Annotated in this window: 20 protein-coding genes; 5 read left to right on the top strand and 15 right to left on the bottom strand. The window is 33.0% G+C overall.

Annotated elements, in window-relative coordinates; genetic code table 11:
- Positions 1–111 precede the first annotated feature (111 nt).
- From LrDSM24759_RS02875 to ezrA, 15 genes are all read right to left on the bottom strand, one after another.
- On the bottom strand, positions 112–711 hold the full coding sequence (locus tag LrDSM24759_RS02875; RefSeq protein WP_117117991.1) for a hypothetical protein: 600 nt from the start codon (positions 709–711) through the stop codon (positions 112–114).
- A 12-nt stretch (positions 712–723) separates the two neighbouring features.
- Positions 724–1,074 (bottom strand): hypothetical protein, encoded by a 351-nt coding sequence (locus LrDSM24759_RS02870; protein ID WP_117117990.1) that lies wholly within the window; start codon positions 1,072–1,074, stop codon positions 724–726.
- Positions 1,075–1,329: 255 nt separating this feature from the next.
- Positions 1,330–1,917: a hypothetical protein gene (locus LrDSM24759_RS02860; RefSeq protein WP_117117988.1), complete on the bottom strand. Its 588-nt coding sequence runs from the start codon at positions 1,915–1,917 to the stop codon at positions 1,330–1,332.
- Positions 1,918–1,921: 4 nt separating this feature from the next.
- A complete protein-coding gene (locus LrDSM24759_RS02855) occupies positions 1,922–2,539 on the bottom strand; it encodes a hypothetical protein (RefSeq protein WP_133297782.1) in 618 nt (205 codons plus the stop codon).
- A 52-nt stretch (positions 2,540–2,591) separates the two neighbouring features.
- Entirely contained in the window at positions 2,592–3,182 is a 591-nt protein-coding gene (locus LrDSM24759_RS02850) for a hypothetical protein (RefSeq protein ID WP_117117986.1), read from the bottom strand.
- On the bottom strand, positions 3,183–3,908 hold the full coding sequence (locus LrDSM24759_RS02845) for a hypothetical protein (protein WP_170133353.1): 726 nt from the start codon (positions 3,906–3,908) through the stop codon (positions 3,183–3,185). It lies immediately after the preceding gene.
- Positions 3,909–3,939: 31 nt separating this feature from the next.
- Positions 3,940–4,530 carry a hypothetical protein gene (locus tag LrDSM24759_RS02840; RefSeq protein WP_117117984.1) on the bottom strand — a complete coding sequence of 197 codons (591 nt, stop codon included), beginning with the start codon at positions 4,528–4,530 and terminating at the stop codon, positions 3,940–3,942.
- Between the two features lie 4 nt (positions 4,531–4,534).
- On the bottom strand, positions 4,535–6,430 hold the full coding sequence (locus LrDSM24759_RS02835) for a hypothetical protein (protein WP_117117983.1): 1,896 nt from the start codon (positions 6,428–6,430) through the stop codon (positions 4,535–4,537).
- A gap of 15 nt (positions 6,431–6,445) precedes the next feature.
- Entirely contained in the window at positions 6,446–6,745 is a 300-nt protein-coding gene (locus LrDSM24759_RS02830) for a hypothetical protein (protein ID WP_117117982.1), read from the bottom strand.
- Positions 6,745–7,002 (bottom strand): hypothetical protein, encoded by a 258-nt coding sequence (locus LrDSM24759_RS02825; protein WP_117117981.1) that lies wholly within the window; start codon positions 7,000–7,002, stop codon positions 6,745–6,747. Before LrDSM24759_RS02825 ends, LrDSM24759_RS02830 begins: the two co-directional genes overlap by 1 nt.
- A gap of 180 nt (positions 7,003–7,182) precedes the next feature.
- Positions 7,183–8,640, bottom strand: a complete 1,458-nt coding sequence (gtfA, locus tag LrDSM24759_RS02820) for a sucrose phosphorylase (protein ID WP_117117980.1) — start codon at positions 8,638–8,640, stop codon at positions 7,183–7,185.
- A 27-nt stretch (positions 8,641–8,667) separates the two neighbouring features.
- Positions 8,668–9,885, bottom strand: coding sequence for an MFS transporter (locus LrDSM24759_RS02815; RefSeq protein ID WP_117117979.1), 1,218 nt, complete (start codon positions 9,883–9,885; stop codon positions 8,668–8,670).
- Between the two features lie 218 nt (positions 9,886–10,103).
- Entirely contained in the window at positions 10,104–11,321 is a 1,218-nt protein-coding gene (thiI, locus tag LrDSM24759_RS02810) for a tRNA uracil 4-sulfurtransferase ThiI (protein ID WP_117117978.1), read from the bottom strand.
- Positions 11,322–11,330: 9 nt separating this feature from the next.
- The gene (locus LrDSM24759_RS02805) at positions 11,331–12,485 is read right to left on the bottom strand and encodes a cysteine desulfurase family protein (protein ID WP_117117977.1); all 1,155 of its coding nucleotides are present in this window, start codon (positions 12,483–12,485) and stop codon (positions 11,331–11,333) included.
- Positions 12,486–12,570: 85 nt separating this feature from the next.
- The gene (gene ezrA / locus LrDSM24759_RS02800) at positions 12,571–14,304 is read right to left on the bottom strand and encodes a septation ring formation regulator EzrA (protein WP_117117976.1); all 1,734 of its coding nucleotides are present in this window, start codon (positions 14,302–14,304) and stop codon (positions 12,571–12,573) included.
- A 283-nt stretch (positions 14,305–14,587) separates the two neighbouring features.
- On the opposite strand from ezrA, the gene rpsD reads away from it, so the two are divergent.
- The 5 genes from rpsD (at position 14,588) to LrDSM24759_RS02775 (ending at position 18,240) form a co-directional block, all read left to right on the top strand.
- Complete coding sequence (rpsD, locus tag LrDSM24759_RS02795) at positions 14,588–15,199, top strand: 30S ribosomal protein S4 (RefSeq protein ID WP_117117975.1); 612 nt, start codon at positions 14,588–14,590, stop codon at positions 15,197–15,199.
- 124 nt (positions 15,200–15,323) lie between these two features.
- On the top strand, positions 15,324–15,797 hold the full coding sequence (locus LrDSM24759_RS02790; RefSeq protein WP_117117974.1) for a YueI family protein: 474 nt from the start codon (positions 15,324–15,326) through the stop codon (positions 15,795–15,797).
- Positions 15,798–15,799: 2 nt separating this feature from the next.
- Positions 15,800–17,104 carry a replication-associated recombination protein A gene (locus LrDSM24759_RS02785; protein WP_117117973.1) on the top strand — a complete coding sequence of 435 codons (1,305 nt, stop codon included), beginning with the start codon at positions 15,800–15,802 and terminating at the stop codon, positions 17,102–17,104.
- Between the two features lie 305 nt (positions 17,105–17,409).
- Entirely contained in the window at positions 17,410–17,694 is a 285-nt protein-coding gene (locus LrDSM24759_RS02780; RefSeq protein ID WP_117117972.1) for a hypothetical protein, read from the top strand.
- Positions 17,695–17,754: 60 nt separating this feature from the next.
- Complete coding sequence (locus LrDSM24759_RS02775; RefSeq protein ID WP_117118071.1) at positions 17,755–18,240, top strand: universal stress protein; 486 nt, start codon at positions 17,755–17,757, stop codon at positions 18,238–18,240.
- The last annotated feature ends 42 nt before the right edge of the window (positions 18,241–18,282 follow it).

Genomic DNA, 18,282 nt, shown 5'->3' with positions numbered 1-18,282 from the left:
AATCTTTTCTTTTACTGTTGTGTGATTATTGCTGCAACTAGACAACATTCCTACCAAAATACACAAAAATAATACATAAATAATTTTAAATTTTTTTATTAATATCATTTTTTAATCTAAATAATATCCTGCTTTTACTTCCTTCACATACTTCTTCCAATTCTTTTCATACTCCTTTTCCGTTATACGAGGGTAAGAATACTTTGTAATTGTTTTCCATTTATTTGTATCTCTATCTATTAGTTGAACTTTTACTGGCAAGCAGTCATGATTATAAAATATTTTTACTCTATATCCTTTAAATCCATAATCATGTAAAAACTCAATTAATTTTCTTTGATTAGAGTTATTTTTTACATTTTTTACTATGACATAATTAGCCTTTTTTACTTCACCGACTGTAGTTTGATCTGCAATAAAAGGATACAAGGCATATACTTTTTTCGTATAATTAAAACCCAGCAATTTATCTTGATAAGTATCAGGGTAGTCATAGATGGTATCACCATCTACACCAACACAAATTCCACCATACAAACGTTTAGTAGCTAGATCCATGTCTAAAGGATCCCTAGAACTTGAAAGTTCAACTCTTACAAAATTAGCCTTATCAATTTTTTCTTTTATCGTTGTGTAATTATTTGTGCAACCTGTTATCATTCCCATTAAAATACATAAAAATAATGTATAAATAAGCTTAATTTTTTTCATTAATATCTTTTCCTAATCTACAAAATCTCCCTCTCTTATCTCCTTCACATATTCTTTCCAATTCTTTTCATATTCTTTGGCCGTTATATGAGGATAGGAATATTTGGCTATTGTTTTCCATTTATTTGTTTCTCTATCTATTAGTTGAACCTTTACTGGTAAACAATCATGATTGTAAAATATTTTTACTTTATATCCTTTAAATCCATCATCATGCCAAATATCAATTATTTTTCTTTGTTCAGGCCTATTTTTTACATTTTTTATTATTACATAGTTAGATTTTTTTACTTCACTAGTTGTGATTCGATCTTCCATTATCGGATATAAAAAATATAAGTTTCTAAAATAGTTAAAACTCAACTTATTATCTCTAACTTGCCGTCATAAGTATAAAGTAGCCTATCTTTAACAGCCCATTTATACCCATACCACTGCTTTGTGGATAAATTCATATTTAGACTTATTCCAGATGAGGGTAAATATATTCGAACATAACTAGCTTGATCAATCTTTTGTTTAACTGTCGTGTGTTCATTCGAACAACCAATTAAAGTTCCTACAAAAACGCATAAAAATAATATATGAATAATTCTTACTTTTTTCATTTATTCTTTACTAATCCAAAAAGTTTCCTTCTTTTACTTCTTTCACATAATTTTTCCAATTCTTTTCATACTGCTTAGCCGTTATACGAGGATAGGAATATTTCACACTCGTTTTCCACTTATTTGTCTGTTTATCTATTAGTTGAACTTTTATGGGTAAACAATCATGATTATAAAATATTTTCACTTTATATCCTTTAAATCCATCACCATGTAAGATATTAATTATTTTTCTTTGTTTAGAATTGTTTTTGACATCCTTCACTATCACATAATTTGATTTCTTTACTTCCCCAACCATAGTTTTGTCTGCAATTATTGGATATAGTAAATAGATATCTTTATCATAATCAAATCCACTGTTCGTTGTTGAATACGTACCTTCGTATGTATAGTCCATATCTTCTCTTATTGCATGACCATTACCATACCAGCGTTTACTACTCAAGTCCATATGTAATGTAGGCGGTAATTCTATTGTTACATAACTGGCCTTATCAATTTTCTCTTTAATTGTTGTGTGATTATTACTACATCCTGCGACAATAGCCATTAAAATATATAAAAGTAATGCATAAATTAACTTATTTTTTTTCATCTTATTATTTGTTCTCTTTCATATATTCATTAAATCCAATAAATTGTCTTTTATCATTTTTTTCTTTCACCCATTTAACAAATCCCTTATATTTCTTTGGCTTCTCTCTATCTGGTATCTTATTCCAGGCTTTTACATCTTTCTCTCCGCCTGCTCCAACAATATTCACATAGTTTCCACTATCTTTACTATTTCCTATATCTCTTTCAGAAACATACTTATCAGTTGCTGCATCTCTAAGAGCTGGATCCTCAGGGTGAGATATATCAAGTTTATTATGTGTTTTTTCATACTCTTTCAATAGCTTATGACTTCCCTTTGGTATCCCATAATTAAACGATTCAGTATTCGCTATCTGGTACAGGTCATCTTCACTATAATCCGCTGGATTTGAATCTATTTTTCCATTTATCATATGTTTATCATAGGCATTCCATTCACTCACCAATTGTCCAGTTTTGATATTAAAAATGTACTCAATCATGCGCGCATCATTATTTTTTTCTTTTTTACTGTCTTTTTTGAGTTGCACTTTCATATTTTCTGGATACTTAAATTGCCCTTCCAAAGTTCGATTATGGTAATTTGCTCCTGTTTGGTAATCTGCCTCAAGAATTTTCAAAAGCTTCGATAATTTATTGTTTCTTTTGGGGGAAGTTTATTAAGGTTACTTTTTAATCTTCAAATTCACCGGATTTCACCCGTTTTACATACTTATTCCAATTATCTTTATACTCTGTATGATTTATATGAAGATAAGAATATTTTATAATTGTAGTCCACTTACTTGTTTCTTTACTTATTAGTTGAACCTTTATTGGTAAATAATCATGATTATAAAATATTCTTACTTTATATCCCTTAAACCCATCACCGTGCCATATATCAATTAGATTTTTTTGATTAGCTTTATTTTTTACATCTTTAACTATTATATATTTAGACTTTCTTACTTCAGTAATTCTTATGTTATCAGTAATAATTGGATATAACATATCTTTTCTTTTAAAGTAGTTAAATCCCATAAATTTATTATGAAAAACAATTTGATAAGCATATATAGTATCCCTAATCGCACCAGTCTCATTTCCATATCGTCTCTTAGCAGCGAGATCTACATATTGTATAACTCCCGATTGTGGAAATTCTACTCTCACATAATTCGCTTGATCAATCTTTTCTTTAACTGTAGTCTGACTATTGCTACAACTACTCAAGAGCTCCATTAATATAAATAATAATAAAATGATTTTAATCTTTTTCATTTACTTTTTATCTGCTTTCATATATTCACTAAATCCAAATGATTGATTATTATTCATTCTTACTAATGCCCATTGACTGTATTCCTTGTACTTCTTGGCCTTTTGACTATCCGGTATCTTATTCCATGCTTTTATGTCTTTTTCTCCACCGGCACTCACAATATCTATATACTCTCCTCCTTTACTCCTATCTCTTTCAGAAACATACTTATCAGTTGCCGCATCTCTAAGAGCTGGATCCTCAGGGTGAGATATATCAAGTTTATTATGTGTTTCTTTATACTGTCTCGACAGCTTCTTATGGTTTCCTTTTGGTACTCCATAATTAAATGATTCGGTATTCGCTATCTGGTACAGGTCATCTTCACTATAATCCGCTGGATTTGAATCTATTTTTCCATTTATCATATGTTTATCATAGGTATTCCATTCACTCACCAATTGTCCAGTTTTGATATTGAAAATGTACTCAATCATGCGCGCATCATTATTTTTTTCTTTTTTACTGTCTTTTTTGAGTTGCACTTTCATATTTTCTGGATACTTAAATTGCCCTTTCAAAGTACGGTTATGATAATTTACTCCTGTTTGGTAATCTGCCTCAAGATGGTTATCTTTTAGGAATTGCAAGAGTCTTTGATAATCGGTCGCATCCTTTGGTAGATTATGATTCTTCCCATCATATTCCCTAATGAACTGAATATAAGTGCGATCTAAATAGGTCACCTTCAAGATTAATTCAAATATTTAACCGCATCTATTCATCTAAAAAGTCCCCTGCTTTTATCTCCTTCAAATATTCTTTCCAATTCTTCTCATACTGTTGGGAACTTATACCAGGATACGTATACTTCACACCTGTTTTCCATTTATTTGTTTCTCTATCTATTAACTGAACCTTTACTGGCAAACACTCTTGATTATAAAATACTTTTACTTTATATCCTTTAAAGCCATCATCATGCCATACATTAATTATTTTTCTTTGTTCAGAATTGTTTTTAACATCTTTTACTATTACATAATTAGACTTTTTTACTTCATCAACTCTTGTTTGGTCTGCAAGTATGGGGTAAAGTAAAAAAATATTTCTATAATAATAAAATCCACTAATCTTCGACTCATATGTGCCATCGTAACTATATTCCACATTTTTTTTAACGGCATGACCATTACCATACCAGCGTTTACTAGTTAAATTCATATGTAATGTTGGAGGTAATTCTACTGTTACACAACTAGCCTTATCAATTTTCTCTTTAATTGTTGTATGATTGTTAGAACATCCCATAAAAGTTCCAAATAAAGCACAAAAAAATATTGTATAAATAATTCTTACTTTCTTCATTTTATTATTTACTTTTTTCTTTCATAAAATCATTAAATCCAAGGAATTGTCTTTTTTCTCTTGCTCCTTTTACCCATTTAACATATCTCTTATATGCCTTTTGTTTCTGACTAGCAGGTATCTTATTCCAGGCTTTCACATCTTTCTCTCCGCCTGCTCCAACAATATTTACATAATTACCACCATCTTGTAGATCTTCTTCGGCAACATATTGATGTTTTTTCTCACTTGTCGCTAACTGTCTCAGCTTTGGATCTTTAGGGTGATTAATATCAAGTTTATTATGTGTTTCTTTATACTGTCTCGACAACTTCTTATGACTTCCTTTTGGTATCCCATAATTAAATGATTCAGTATTCGCTATCTGGTACAAGTCTTCTTCACTATAATCCGCTGGATTTAAGTCTATCTTTCCATTATGCATGTGTTTATCATAAGCATTCCACTCACTTACAAGTTGTCCAGTCTTGATATTGAAAATGTACTCAATCATGCGCGCAGCATTATTTTTTTCTTTTTTACTGTCTTTTTTGAGTTGCACTTTCATATTTTCTGGATACTTAAATTGCCCTTTCAAAGTACGGTTATGGTAATTTGCTCCTGTTTGGTAATCTGCCTCAAGGTTATTATCTTTTAAGAATTGCAAGAATCTCTGATAATCGGTCGCATTCTTTGGTAAATTGTGATGCTTACCATCATATTCCTTAATGAACTGAATATAAGTATGATCAAGATAGGATCTGAACAAGTGTAGGACTTCGCCTAATGGCGTAGCTCCTACTTTTAAATCGTCTTTACAATCAAGGCCATTTGTTTTTTCACCATAAGCATCAATTACTGTTTGCCGAAAAACAGGGAAAAACTTACTTAATGGATTAATTGATCCTTGCAAATGATATTTTGCATTCCCATTAGCATTTAATTGTAAGAAATTCTCATCTTCAACAACTTCACTTCCCAATTGATCCTGCATTAATTTTAGTTTATGCATTTTATCTAACTTTGAAGCTTCAAAAACATCTGTATAAAGATCAGAACCAACTAGATGAAGTTCATTCCAGTAATCACTGATAGTCTGAGTCAATGAAAGATAAGAATTTTTTGCATCATTCACTGTATACTTGATAATATGTTTTAAATACGCATTCACTGCGGCTGGATCCCACCATTCACCTATACCAGCCATTTCTTTTACTTGCTGTGTCAACTGCTGTTTTAATAGTTCTATTTCCTGCTTAGGTCTTCCCTTTGCAATTAAGGCAACTACAATATCAACTTCAAATTGATATATTTCGTCAGTCTCTTTCCCCTTTATTTTGTGGTCTAAAATTTGCTCAAAGTTTACTTTATCAAACAAAATACCTGTTAGTTTACCAGTAAGCATACGTAGGTCGCTGGTTACCCTGGTAAATAAATTTGCTGTATTTTGATTAAATTCTCGCAAATCTCTTAACATTTTGTGATATTCATGTAACTGCGCTTCGGCACTTTGCAAAAGAGGATTTAAAATTCCGCCTACTCCTACCTTATCTAATGTTGATTGCAGTTCATGCATTCTATTTATTTTTGACCTGGTACTAGTAATTAAAGATTCAAGTCGATCCTCATCTAAATAACCCCAATGATTAACTAAACTATTTGCGTGAATATAGATAGTTAACTGGCTTTTCATTTGTTCAGCTACATGTTCTAATTGATTGATTAGGGGTACAACTTCATTTTCTAGGGCAAACTCTCCGGCTTCATAGGCCAGTCCCTCCATCCCCAAGGTGCCAATTTTATTAACTAAGTTATCCTTAGCCACTTTTAATTTTTTTACTACTTCTTTTACTTCTCCAATATTATGACGAGTGGTCTCAATTAAATGTTCAGACTCACTACTTACATAAATTAATCCCATAACCTTATTCCAACTTTACCTTTCATCTATCCTATCTTGCAGCTTAAGTTTTTGTTTACGATAATCTTCCTCAAGCCGGTCAATTTCTTCCATACATTTTTGTTTTAATTTTCTTTGGTCATCTTGGATTTGTTCATAAATTAATTCCATGGTCTTATTACCTGCTTGTGCCATTAGACCTAATTCCTCTAATAACTGGCGATCATCTCTTTGCAATTCTGCAGCTGCACTATCAATTATTTCAATGACCTTATTTTTTTGATGATAGAGGTTTATTAACTCTTCCTCCAGCCTTCTTCGTTCTTCTTGTTGCATTAAATCCCAAACTTTCCCTTATCTTGACTATCTTCACTATGCTTTTTAGCATCAACCTTTTTAAATTGTTCAGTAAATTCTTGCACACCTTTAACTAGCTGTTTCGTATACTTAATTACATCTTTATCAACTAACTGACATTCAATCATTCCGCTACAATTTGATTTTCCTAGTTCAACTTGCTTTCCCTTTACTTCGATATCTTGAAAATTCTTAACAACACTATTAACAATCTCCGAATCAGATGAAATTTTCACCTTTCTTCTCCTCCTTGAATTTAATTATCCTAATTTTATCAAAGCCTCTTTCTTCATAAAAATAAGCTCTATGTATCAACTTTATTAGCTTTTCCTTTTGATTTTTAACCATACTAAAAAAGCTAGAAACCACTAATGCGATTTCTAGCTTTTTATTTTATAAATAGCTTATTCAGTTTATTATTTTTGACTCATTACTTCTTTACCATTAGCAGTGATAGTAAAGGTCTTGTTAGCAGCGTCTGCATCTAGGACAGCAACATTCTTACCATCCTTATCTTTACGAGTAATCTTGATAGTAGTTTCAGTTGGAGTTTCAACATCAATTGAACCATCAAGGTCAAAAGCGGTAAACTCATTTCTCCATGAAAGAAGCTTCAAGAGGTTAGCAACAACTGGACGTTGAACTTCCTTGGCAACTTCTTCCTTAGTGTAGTAATGACGGTTAATGTTTCTTCCTTCCTTAGTCTTTTCAAGTAAGTCAAGGTCATTTGAACCAGCCAATAAACCAACATAGTAGATCATTGGAATACCAGGTGCAAAAACTTGAATAGCACGTGAAAGTAAGTAAGCATCATCATTGTCACCCAATGCTGAGTAGTAAGTTGAATTGATTTGGTAAATATCAAGGTTGTGGTATTCAGCACTTGAGTACTTACGTTTAACATTAGCCCCAACCTTGTAAAGTTCGTTAGAGGCATACTCAATTTCATCGTCAGTTAAGATATCTTTAGCATCAACTACTCCGATACCATCATGAGTATCAAGAGTAGTAAATTGCTTCATTGGAGACATCTTTAACCACTTAGCAAGACGGTTAGTCTTACCAGAGTAAAGAGTGTAAAGGGTAGTCATTGGTAATGCAAAGTCGTAAACAAAGTAACCATGATCAGAAATCTTTTCTGGAATAGTGTAGTGTTCGTGGATTTCTGGCAAAATTTCAGCCTTGTAAGGAGCAAGGATATCACGAACTTCATTTAAGAGATCCCAGATTTCTGGTTCAACAAAGAAGTCATTAGTATCAACCTTCTTTACAGCGTAAGCAAAGGCATCCAAACGAATTAAGTCAGCACCGTGCTTAACCATGTCAATTAAAGTTTGCTTGAAGAATTCTTGAGCAACCTTACTCTTAACATTGATATCAATCTGTTCTTCACCAAATGTGTTCCAAAGATGTTCCTTAGTACCATCATCGAAATCAATTTCTTGTTCAGGAGCCTTGTCTTTGCGCTTGTAAATCATATCAATATCCTTTTGAGTAGGACGATCTTTACCAGCAGCTTCCCAGAACTTTTCCCAACGAATGAAGAAATCGTTGTATTTAGAATCATCATGATTCTTCTTGAAGTCTTGGTACATTTCTGACTTTTTGGAAATGTGGTTGATCATGAAGTCAAACATTAAGTAGTATTCTTCACCTAAGGCTTCAACATCATCCCAGTTACCAAATGCTGAATCAACAACATCGTAACGGTATGGAGCAAAACCACGGTCACCAGTTGATGGGAAAAATGGAAGTAAGTGAACACCACCAATAGCATCTCCGATATAGTTTTTCAGAACTTCATGAGTTTCTTTAATGTTCTTACCCATTGAATCAGAATAAGTAATTAACATTGCTTTGTTTTGAATAGGCATAGTAAAAATCCTCCTAATTAATTTTAATTAAGCCTTTTGTGCGTGACGACTTGCAAAGAAAATGATGATTCCAATTAGAATCAAGACAACACCATAAACTGGGAATGGAGCCGCAAGACCAAGACCATTTAATGGTTGACCAAGCAGATTGTTTGTCCATTGACCAATAGTTGGTGAGAAGAATGAACCAAAGTTAAACCCAATTAAACACAATGAGGTAACTAGTGGTTGCCTCTTGGCTGGAGCCAAGTCAGGAAGTAAGTTGAAGATTAATGGTGAAACCAATTGAAGTGGGAACCCAATTAAGAGTAATCCAATAACCATCAATACGAAATTATGGCCGGCAAAACCAAAGAGAAAGTTTGAAATAGCCATTAAACCAAGACCAAGGTAAACCGTTCCAAAACCAAGTCGTTTATTAATTGGACCATAGAAAATTCCACCAAGAGTTGCTCCAATCAACATTAATGAAAGAAACATTGATGAACCTGTATAGTGGTTACCATTAATAGCAACAGACAAACCAGGAAAACGGTTTTCCATTCCTACATAGTCAACAACCAAAAGGAAAGCGAATAAGACAAGAAGATAAACAACGGGACTAATCTTTGTGATTTTTTTGGTTTTTTCGTCGGTTAACTCTTCAGCTAGGTTATCTTCAGCAACACTATCATCTTGAGCTTTGCTATCGTCAGGAACCCGCATTGCAAAGAAGAACAGAATAACGAACGCAAAGGCATAAACAAGAAATGATGCGTGCCAGCCAGCATAGTTAAGAAATAAACCAGCTACAGCAAGAGTACATGCTTGACCAATTTGTTCAGCAGCTGCCCGCCAGCCAAGCATTTGAGCACGGGTATCACCCTGGTACCAAACTGAGATTAAGGAAATAGCTTGGGAGTTATACAATCCGGATCCGGCACCTAAAAGTAGACGGGAAATCAAGATGATGGTGTAGTTACTAATAAACATTGGAACCAAACCAGCAATTCCGACGATGGTAACACCAGTCATAATGATCTTTTTGTCAGAAATATTAAACCATTGTTGAAGTAATGGTGAAAGAATGACAAAGATCATAACCGCAAATGAAGGAATCGTAACTAAATACTCCGATTGCGTTTGACTAATTCCTAATGCAGCCTTTAATTGAGGCAATGAGCCTTGAATGGCATATGCACTAGTAATCATGAAGGAAACTGATAAGAAAGCTAGTTTAGTAACCAGTGAATTCTTATTATTCATAGTTTAAATTACTCTCCATATATTAAAATTCTGATAAACGTTTAACATATACACATGTGAATAATAGTACAATGACCATTTTTTTATGTCAAACTACTCTCACAGAAAAAATCACCATTTTCATTGTTCTAATCGTACTGGAAGAAAAAATATCCTACTAAAAGAAAAAGCATCAAGCCATTATTAAACAGCCTAATACTTCTCCCAAAATCATATTATTAAAGTAAATCCATATCTATTTGAGCTTGGTCATCCATAAACTTTTGATTTGGATAAATTGGTGTAATTTCAATTCCATCAATAGCTCTTTGAATTAACCCTTCAACATCTAGTCTATCTTCTAATTTTCTTGCTTCATCCAATTTTGGTTTTGTCTTAGGACGAGGTGGTGCAAAAATTGTACAGCAATCTTCAAATGGTTCAATTGAAAGATCAAAAGTACCAATATCTTCAGCCAATTTGATAATTTCTGTTTTATCCATTGTAGCAACTGGACGTAAAACTGGCGTTGAAGTCACGTCATTGATTGCGACCATTGATTCTAAAGTCTGTGATGCAACTTGACCTACAGATTCACCATTAAAAATTGCTAGACCGCCACGCATTTCACGAATACGATCAGCCAATTGCAACATGAATCTTCTTTGAATAGTCATTAAGTAGCCTTCTGGCAACTTTTCCTTAATTTGCTCTTGAATTTCAGCAAAAGGAACAGCAATAAAATTAATCTTTCCACTATAGTTTGCCAAAATTCCAGTTAATTCTTTTGCCTTAGCCAATGCTTTATCAGTAGTATATGGTGGACTAAAGAAGTGGACCATTTCAATATCTACCCCACGCTTTAAAGCTAGGTAAGACGCTACTGGTGAATCAATACCACCAGATAGCATCATTATTGCTTTACCAGCAGTTCCAACTGGCATTCCACCTGCGCCTTTAAGTAATTGATTAGAAATGTAAATAGCATCATTTCTAACTTCAATTCTTAAAACTAAATCAGGTTTCTTCATTTGTACTTTAAGATTATCCATATTAGCAAAAAGATAATCTCCAATAATACTATTTAATTGGTTAGTATCATATTCAAAGTCATGATCACTACGTCTCGTATTAACTTTAAAAGTCATACCATCTTCAAAGGTTGCTTGCATTAATTCAAGCGAAGCCTTTTTAATCGCATCCAGATTCTTTTCTACTTTTATAGTTGGAGAATATGTTTGAATTCCAAAAACACGTTTTAAACGTTGATCAATTTCCTCAAATGGCGCCCCATTTAAGACAATGTGCATACGGTCATGCTTAGGATGAATTTCTACTTGTGGAAAATCATTCAATAACTTGGTTATATTACCGGCTAATCTACCGATAAAGTCCTTTCGGTTTTTTCCTTTAGTAGAAAGTTCACCATAACGAACCATCACTTCAGTATATTGCATAAATTTCACCTACTTTAAATGATTAATTTCAGCAAAATGCTGATAAATATCGTCAAAAATTTCTATAAATTTATCTGCTTCTTCCACAGTATTACTTGGATCAAAACTTAAACGAATTGCTCCTGTGGCAATACTATCATCAACCTTCATTGCGCTCAAGGTAGAACCTTCTACCCCACTTCTTGAAGAACAGGCACTTGTAGTTGAAGTAAAAATTCCTTTATCTTCAAGAGTATGAACTAAAGTTTCACCTCTAATACCTTCTAAGGCAAAACAAAGAATACTTGGCGCAAACTTATCATTATCTTGAGAAAAGATATGAATACCTGGTTTATCTTTTAGATAAGTCATAATCTTTTCTCTTACTTGGGATTCTTGCTTGGCATTTTGTTTTTCATCCTCAAGATATAAACGCATTGCCTTAGCTGTAGCAGCAATTGCTGGCAAGTTTTCAGTACTTGATCTAAGTGCCTTTTCTTGCCCTCCCCCATCAATTAAGGGCTTGATCATCTTGCCGGCCTTTTTATAAAGAATTCCAACTCCTCGTGGTGCATGGAATTTATGCGAAGAAAGACTCATGAAGTCTACTCTTGGAGTAAAAACTTCAGACCAAATATTTTTACCTAATGCTTGAACATTATCGACATGGAAAGTTACATTAGGATAATCTTCAAGAATCTCACTTATTTCCTTAATTGGTTGAATACTACCTACCTCATTATTTACGCCCATAATTGAAACCAAGATTGTTTCATGATCAAGAGCAGCTTTCAAATCAGCAGGATTTACTCTACCATCTTTATCTACTGGCAAGACTGTTACACGAAAGCCCAGATCTTCCAATGCTCTTACAGAATTTGAAACAGCTGCATGTTCAACACTACTCGTAATTATATGATTACCAAATTCTTTCTTGGCCAATGCTGTACCTTTTAGGGCCCAATTATCTGATTCACTTCCACTTGAAGTAAAAAAGATCTCATATGGTTTTACTCCTAGTAAATCAGCAATTTGTTTACGAGAGGCTTCTAATAATTGATGAGAACGGTCACCTAATTTATGAAGACTAGAGGGATTTCCCCAAATTTCTTTACTTACTTTATTATAGGTATCTAAAGCTGCAGGATTAACTTGTGTTGTCGCACTATTATCAAAATATATCACTTTTATTACTCCCTATAAAAAACGGCCACAACTGCGGCCGTTATATAACTAATAAGATACTAACTAAAAATTAGTAAAAAATCAATTAATCTTCATCATTATCTTTATTTTCATTTAATTCAGCGTAATATTCTTTTTCAATTCTTTGATATGCACCTGGTTCTGCTTTCTCAAGTGCAGTCGCAATAGTATCCAAAGCTTCCTTATAAGCATATTTATTTTTATATAGATCATATGCTTCTTTACGTGCACGCGCAATTTCTTTTTGCCCTGCATATTTATTTGAATATTGCATTGTTAGTTCAAACAAATCAGCTGAATTAATAATTTCATCTGCTTCTTTTTGTAAGCGATCAATATCTTCTTGAATTTGAATTAATTCTTGAGAAATTTTCTCTAAATTAATTCTAACCTGATCAAGTTCATCACTAGTTTGAGTAATCTCCTTGATAACCAAAGTATAAAGTTGAACAAAACCTTCAGGTTTACCAGGAAGACGACGGCGTTCAACTTTACGATAAATTAAGGATACTCTTTGTTTAAATTGATTGATTGAGTCATTAGCAATTTTTTCTGCATCAAATAGACCATCAACATCATCTGAAATTTGTTTTTCTCGACTTTCAATTTGGTCTAATTCTTGCAGCATTCCTAGCCATTTACCTTCAATCTCTGAGTAAACTCCCTCACCATCAGCTAGTTTTTGACAATCTGCTTCGAATTCCCCATTTAAGTGTTTAACCCGACTCTCTAATTCTTTAGCCTCTTTTAATTCGCCATGATTTAATTCATAACTTTCATCAATGTGTTCTAACTTAGCAACTAATTTATTTGAACTAGTACTAATATGACTTAAGACCTGGAAAAGTTTATCTTGATTTTTAACTACAAAAGGCTTAGCTTTAAATTCTTTAGTCAAAATATCATATAGATTATCAATCTCATTAGAAATTTCATCATTAGTCTTTTTTACATTAGATAACTCTAATTTTGCTAGCTCATTCTGGCTTGTTTCAATTTGATCACGTAAATTTTTTATTGTTGTTAAAACATCAACTTCATTGATCATGAACTTATCTTTGCGCATTTGTTTATAAGTAGAAGTAAGTTCATCTAATTGAGGCGGAAAGACAGTCTTCAATTCGTCATCATAATCTTTAATTTGTGGAAGTTCATCTTTTAATTCAGTTAGCCTATTATCAATTTGATCAAGAACAGTCTTAGCCTCAACATGGTCACCTTGATTAGTTAGATTTTTAACTGCTTCAAAATTTTCTTCCAAAATCGTCAATTCTTTTTCTAACTCATCAAAAGCACTTCCAAATTCAAAGGAATTTGCCAAGATGCTCTTTCTTTGTTCTTGATAATCCTTTAATAATGAAGCATATTTCTTTTGATTATCTTTGTTTGATTCTAATAAATCTTTTAAAGTTTTTTTGCTCTTAGCTAAAGTTGCTTTGGCTTCCTCATACACAGTCTGAATTTCTTTGATATACTTGTAAGCCTTAAATAAAGAGTATTTTTCATTTGCTTCATTAGCTTGTTCTAGTAAATGTTGCAAAACACCAACTTTTTCAGTGATCACTTTCTGATAAGCTTCACGATTTTGCTGGAAAGTCTCTAAACTTTTACCAGCCAAGCCCATTTTTTCTAGACGTTTAATGTCCTCTTTAATTTCAACATCATTTAATTGATCACATTGTTCATCTAACAATGAAATCTGGCGGCCAAAATACTTATTAATAATTACTACACTTGCAACCACCGCAATAATTATTACAATTAGCAAAATAATAAATAATGATTGTGCTGATGACATAATTTCCTCCAATTACTATTATTTTAATTATAGCAAAATAAAACAGATACACATAGTAATCATCTGGTTTTCCTTGATTAATATAGTAAAAATTCGTATAATAGTCTTCGTGTAAAATATTTGCAGCAATAAGTGACAAGAACGTCAACATCTTAAGACGTTGAGTGAACGAGTAACCCGCCGCTGCACTGGGTGAAACTTACAACTTAAGATGCACGAATGTTGAACTTATTCTCATATTTTACTCCAGAATTTTTTATTAATTAAATGGAGGATATTATTTATGTCAAGATATACTGGTCCAAGTTGGAAACGTTCAAGACGTTTAGGTATTTCACTTTCTGGTTCAGGTAAAGAAATTGGCCGTCGTAACTACGCACCTGGTGACCATGGTCCTAACAATCGTGCTAAGATCTCAGAATATGGTCAACAATTACACGAAAAGCAAAAGTTACGTTGGATGTACGGATTAAACGAACGTCAATTTAGAAACTTATTCGTTCGTGCTGGTAAGATTCGTGAAGGTAAACACGGTGTTAACTTCATGATTTTACTTGAAAGACGTTTGGATAACGTTGTTTTCCGTTTAGGTCTTGCTACTACTAGAGAACAAGCTAGACAACTTGTTAACCATGGTCACATTTTAGTTAATGGCCAACGTGTTGATATCCCTTCATACGAAGTTAACGTCGGAGATGAAATTAGTTTAAGAGAAAAATCAAAGAACTTACAACAAGTTAAGGATGCTCTTGAAGCAACTTCATCTCGCCCATCTTATGTTTCATTTGATGATAACAAGATGACTGGTACTTTAGTTCGTCTTCCAGAACGTGACGAAATGAACCCAGAAATCGACGAAGCTCTTGTTGTTGAATGGTACAACCAAAGACTTTAATTCAAAGTCTACATTTCAAAAAGGTCTTTTCAATTTTGAAAAGGCCTTTTTTATTTACTTATTTTGTTTATTTTATCTTCCCTGTTAAACTAGTAGTTATTAGATATTAAATGGAGGCTATTAAATGACTGACTCTTTAAATGATCGGTTGGAAAAATCAGCGGCTGGAGTTTCTCCCCAAACTAAACCTGATGAACGGCGGAAATTTTTGGGTTCATTAAGGGAACGTACTTATTTACGAATGACTGTAGCGCAAACTCAAAATCCAATCTTACAAAAGATTTTTTTAGACCATTTAAATGACTATCAACCCTATAATATTTTAATTAATGGTAAAATATCGCAATCAAAATTTGTAAGTACCGTAATGAAAGAATGCTCAAAAAGAAATATTAAATTCACCCTAGTCAATGATCAAACTGCAATCGATGAACCGGATGCAACGGGAATTTTAGTAGTAGCAAAAACGGCTATAAATCGATATAGAATCGCAATTAATCAAGTTTATGCCCCAACCATTAAATCCGCAGATCAGCTTCCTACTCCACCTCAAAAAAAGCATAGTTTCTTTAGCAATCTTTTTAGAAAAGGAAAATAAAGATGCAACCTCTCGCATATCGTATGAGACCCACTACTTTAGATGATGTAGTGGGTCAAGAACATTTAATTGGCCCAGGAAAAATTATTCGTCGTATGGTTGAAGCACGGTTACTGTCCTCAATGATTTTATATGGACCTCCCGGAATTGGAAAAACCTCGATCGCCAGTGCAATTGCTGGCTCAACTAAATATGCTTTTCGCAAATTAAATGCTGCAACTGATACCAAAAAAGATCTTCAAATTGTTGCTGAAGAAAGTAAAATGTCAGGAACAGTAATTCTTTTACTTGACGAAATTCATCGCCTTGATAAAACTAAACAAGATTTTTTATTACCACTGTTAGAATCAGGGAAAATCATTCTAATTGGAGCTACAACCGAAAATCCTTATATCTCTATTTCGCCAGCAATCAGATCGCGGTGTCAAATTTTTGAATTGAATCCCCTCTCTGCCCATGACGTTGAAAAGGCAATCAAACGATCCTTAGTAGACAAGGAAAAGGGTTTGGGAAAATATCATGCAGAATTAACTGATGCGGCTCTACAGATGTTAATTGATAAAGGGAATGGTGATCTTCGCGCCACGCTAAATGGTTTAGAACTTGCTGTCACCTCTACTTATCAAGAGTTAAAACAAGAAAAAAAAGAGCCTTCCCACATAAAAATTGATGCTGCAGAAATGGGAAACTCCATTCAAATGAAATCTCAAAACTATGATCAAAATGGTGATGGACACTATGACCTAGTTTCTGCCTTTCAAAAATCCATTAGAGGTTCTGATACTGATGCTGCCTTGTATTATTTGGCACAACTATGCGAATCAGGGGACCTGCCGGCGATCTTCAGAAGACTACTTGTCATTGCTTATGAAGATATCGGTTTAGCTAACCCTGCTGCTTGTCAACATACGACTAGTGCAGTTCAAGCTGCTAACATGGTAGGTTTACCTGAGGCACGAATTATTTTAGCCAATGCAGTAATTGAATTATGTCTTTCTCCTAAGAGCAACAGTGCAATCAATGCCATTGATACGGCTCTTGCTGATGTTCGTGAAAACAAGAATGATCCTATTCCCGATCACTTAAAAGACAGTCATTATAAAGGGGCCGAAAAGTTAGGGCATGGTATCAATTATCTTTATCCTCATGATTATCCAGGAGATTGGACTGCGCAACAATACCTCCCAGATAATTTAGTTGGGAGATCATATTTTAAACCTAAAGGGAATTCAAAATATGAAAAGGTACTAAAAAAACAATATGAAACATTGTCAAAACTTCAAAAAGATGGATTAAAAAACAAATAGTGTAAAAAACGTTTAGATTGACTTAAATAGTTTATCTGATAAAATATGAATGTCTGAGTTGATCGTGAAATTAATAGTACAGTTGACCGATCAAACAATTGACGTTAGAGTTTGCGAATAACTACTGAATCGGAATACTAGCTATGTCCTAGGATCCATATTCACTGCGACGTGAACTCAGATTTTAACCATTATACGGGTTCAACAGGCGTCATTAACAAGAACGGCAACTCAGATTTTCTTTGAAATCTACCAAGCGGCAACTTAACTTGCCGCTTTTTTTATTAGTGAGGATTAAAACTGTCATGATTCTTTATATCGTAATGATACTTTTTATTTTGGTTTTACTTTTAACTGCTGCCTATCTTCGTTGGAGCGTTCGTCATGGGCAATTTTTAGTTTTTAATTTTAATCATGATCCTAAATTAAATAGACTTTTTACAGTAACAAGTATTGCCCTTTTAATTATAAGTATCATTGGAATTATTATTCTTTTTACTTTAAATAAAAATTTTAATTTTATTACTCTTATTTTAGCTACCCTAACTATTTCAATTTTTTCTATTAGTTTTAGTAAATATAATAAATAGACATTTTATTAATTGCTTTTTCTATCTTTTGGTAAAATAGAACTTGAGAGGTGATTTATGATGTTAAAACAATATAAGCACATTCAAGTTGCTGTTGACGGTTCAAAGGAAGCCAAAATAGCTTTTGCCAAGGCTGTGGAAGTAGCAAAACGAAATAAAGCTGAACTTGAGATTGTTCATGTAATAGATACAAGAGCCTTCCAAGATATTTCTAGCTTTGATTCCGAAATGGTTGAACAAGTTACCAAAGATGTTAAAGAACGAATTAAAGGATATTATCAGGAAGCTAAAGACGCTGGTATTGAAAATGTGAACTATAATATTGAATATGGTTCACCAAAAAACATCCTTGCGCATAAATTTCCTGAAGAACATAATATTGATTTAATTATTATTGGTGCTACGGGACTCAATGCGGTAGAAAGAATCCTCATTGGGAGTATTACGGAATATGTTACTAGAACAGCAGATTGTGACGTCTTAGTAATTCGTGAACCAGCTGCTCAAACTGAAGATATCAAAAATAATAAAGAAAATAATAAATAACTAATAACAAATTAAAAAAAGCTTTGAAGCTAACCCCTAAAA

The sequence above is a fragment of the Lactobacillus rodentium genome, from assembly GCF_003423665.1.
GTDB lineage: Bacteria > Bacillota > Bacilli > Lactobacillales > Lactobacillaceae > Lactobacillus > Lactobacillus rodentium.
Note: the sequence above shows the minus strand (reverse complement) of the source record. Positions and strands in the feature narration are given on the sequence as shown.

Excerpts from the sequence above, each read along its gene's own strand:
- LrDSM24759_RS02875 (WP_117117991.1), bottom strand. The coding sequence starts at position 711 with ATGAAAAAAATTAAGCTTATTTATACATTATTTTTATGTATTTTAATG.
- LrDSM24759_RS02860 (WP_117117988.1), bottom strand. The coding sequence starts at position 1,917 with ATGAAAAAAAATAAGTTAATTTATGCATTACTTTTATATATTTTAATG.
- LrDSM24759_RS02850 (WP_117117986.1), bottom strand. The coding sequence starts at position 3,182 with ATGAAAAAGATTAAAATCATTTTATTATTATTTATATTAATGGAGCTC.
- LrDSM24759_RS02840 (WP_117117984.1), bottom strand. The coding sequence starts at position 4,530 with ATGAAGAAAGTAAGAATTATTTATACAATATTTTTTTGTGCTTTATTT.
- LrDSM24759_RS02835 (WP_117117983.1), bottom strand. The coding sequence starts at position 6,430 with ATGGGATTAATTTATGTAAGTAGTGAGTCTGAACATTTAATTGAGACC.
- LrDSM24759_RS02830 (WP_117117982.1), bottom strand. The coding sequence starts at position 6,745 with ATGCAACAAGAAGAACGAAGAAGGCTGGAGGAAGAGTTAATAAACCTC.
- gtfA (WP_117117980.1), bottom strand. The coding sequence starts at position 8,640 with ATGCCTATTCAAAACAAAGCAATGTTAATTACTTATTCTGATTCAATG.
- LrDSM24759_RS02815 (WP_117117979.1), bottom strand. The coding sequence starts at position 9,885 with ATGAATAATAAGAATTCACTGGTTACTAAACTAGCTTTCTTATCAGTT.
- thiI (WP_117117978.1), bottom strand. The coding sequence starts at position 11,321 with ATGCAATATACTGAAGTGATGGTTCGTTATGGTGAACTTTCTACTAAA.
- ezrA (WP_117117976.1), bottom strand. The coding sequence starts at position 14,304 with ATGTCATCAGCACAATCATTATTTATTATTTTGCTAATTGTAATAATT.
- rpsD (WP_117117975.1), top strand. The coding sequence starts at position 14,588 with ATGTCAAGATATACTGGTCCAAGTTGGAAACGTTCAAGACGTTTAGGT.
- LrDSM24759_RS02790 (WP_117117974.1), top strand. The coding sequence starts at position 15,324 with ATGACTGACTCTTTAAATGATCGGTTGGAAAAATCAGCGGCTGGAGTT.
- LrDSM24759_RS02785 (WP_117117973.1), top strand. The coding sequence starts at position 15,800 with ATGCAACCTCTCGCATATCGTATGAGACCCACTACTTTAGATGATGTA.
- LrDSM24759_RS02780 (WP_117117972.1), top strand. The coding sequence starts at position 17,410 with ATGATTCTTTATATCGTAATGATACTTTTTATTTTGGTTTTACTTTTA.
- LrDSM24759_RS02775 (WP_117118071.1), top strand. The coding sequence starts at position 17,755 with ATGTTAAAACAATATAAGCACATTCAAGTTGCTGTTGACGGTTCAAAG.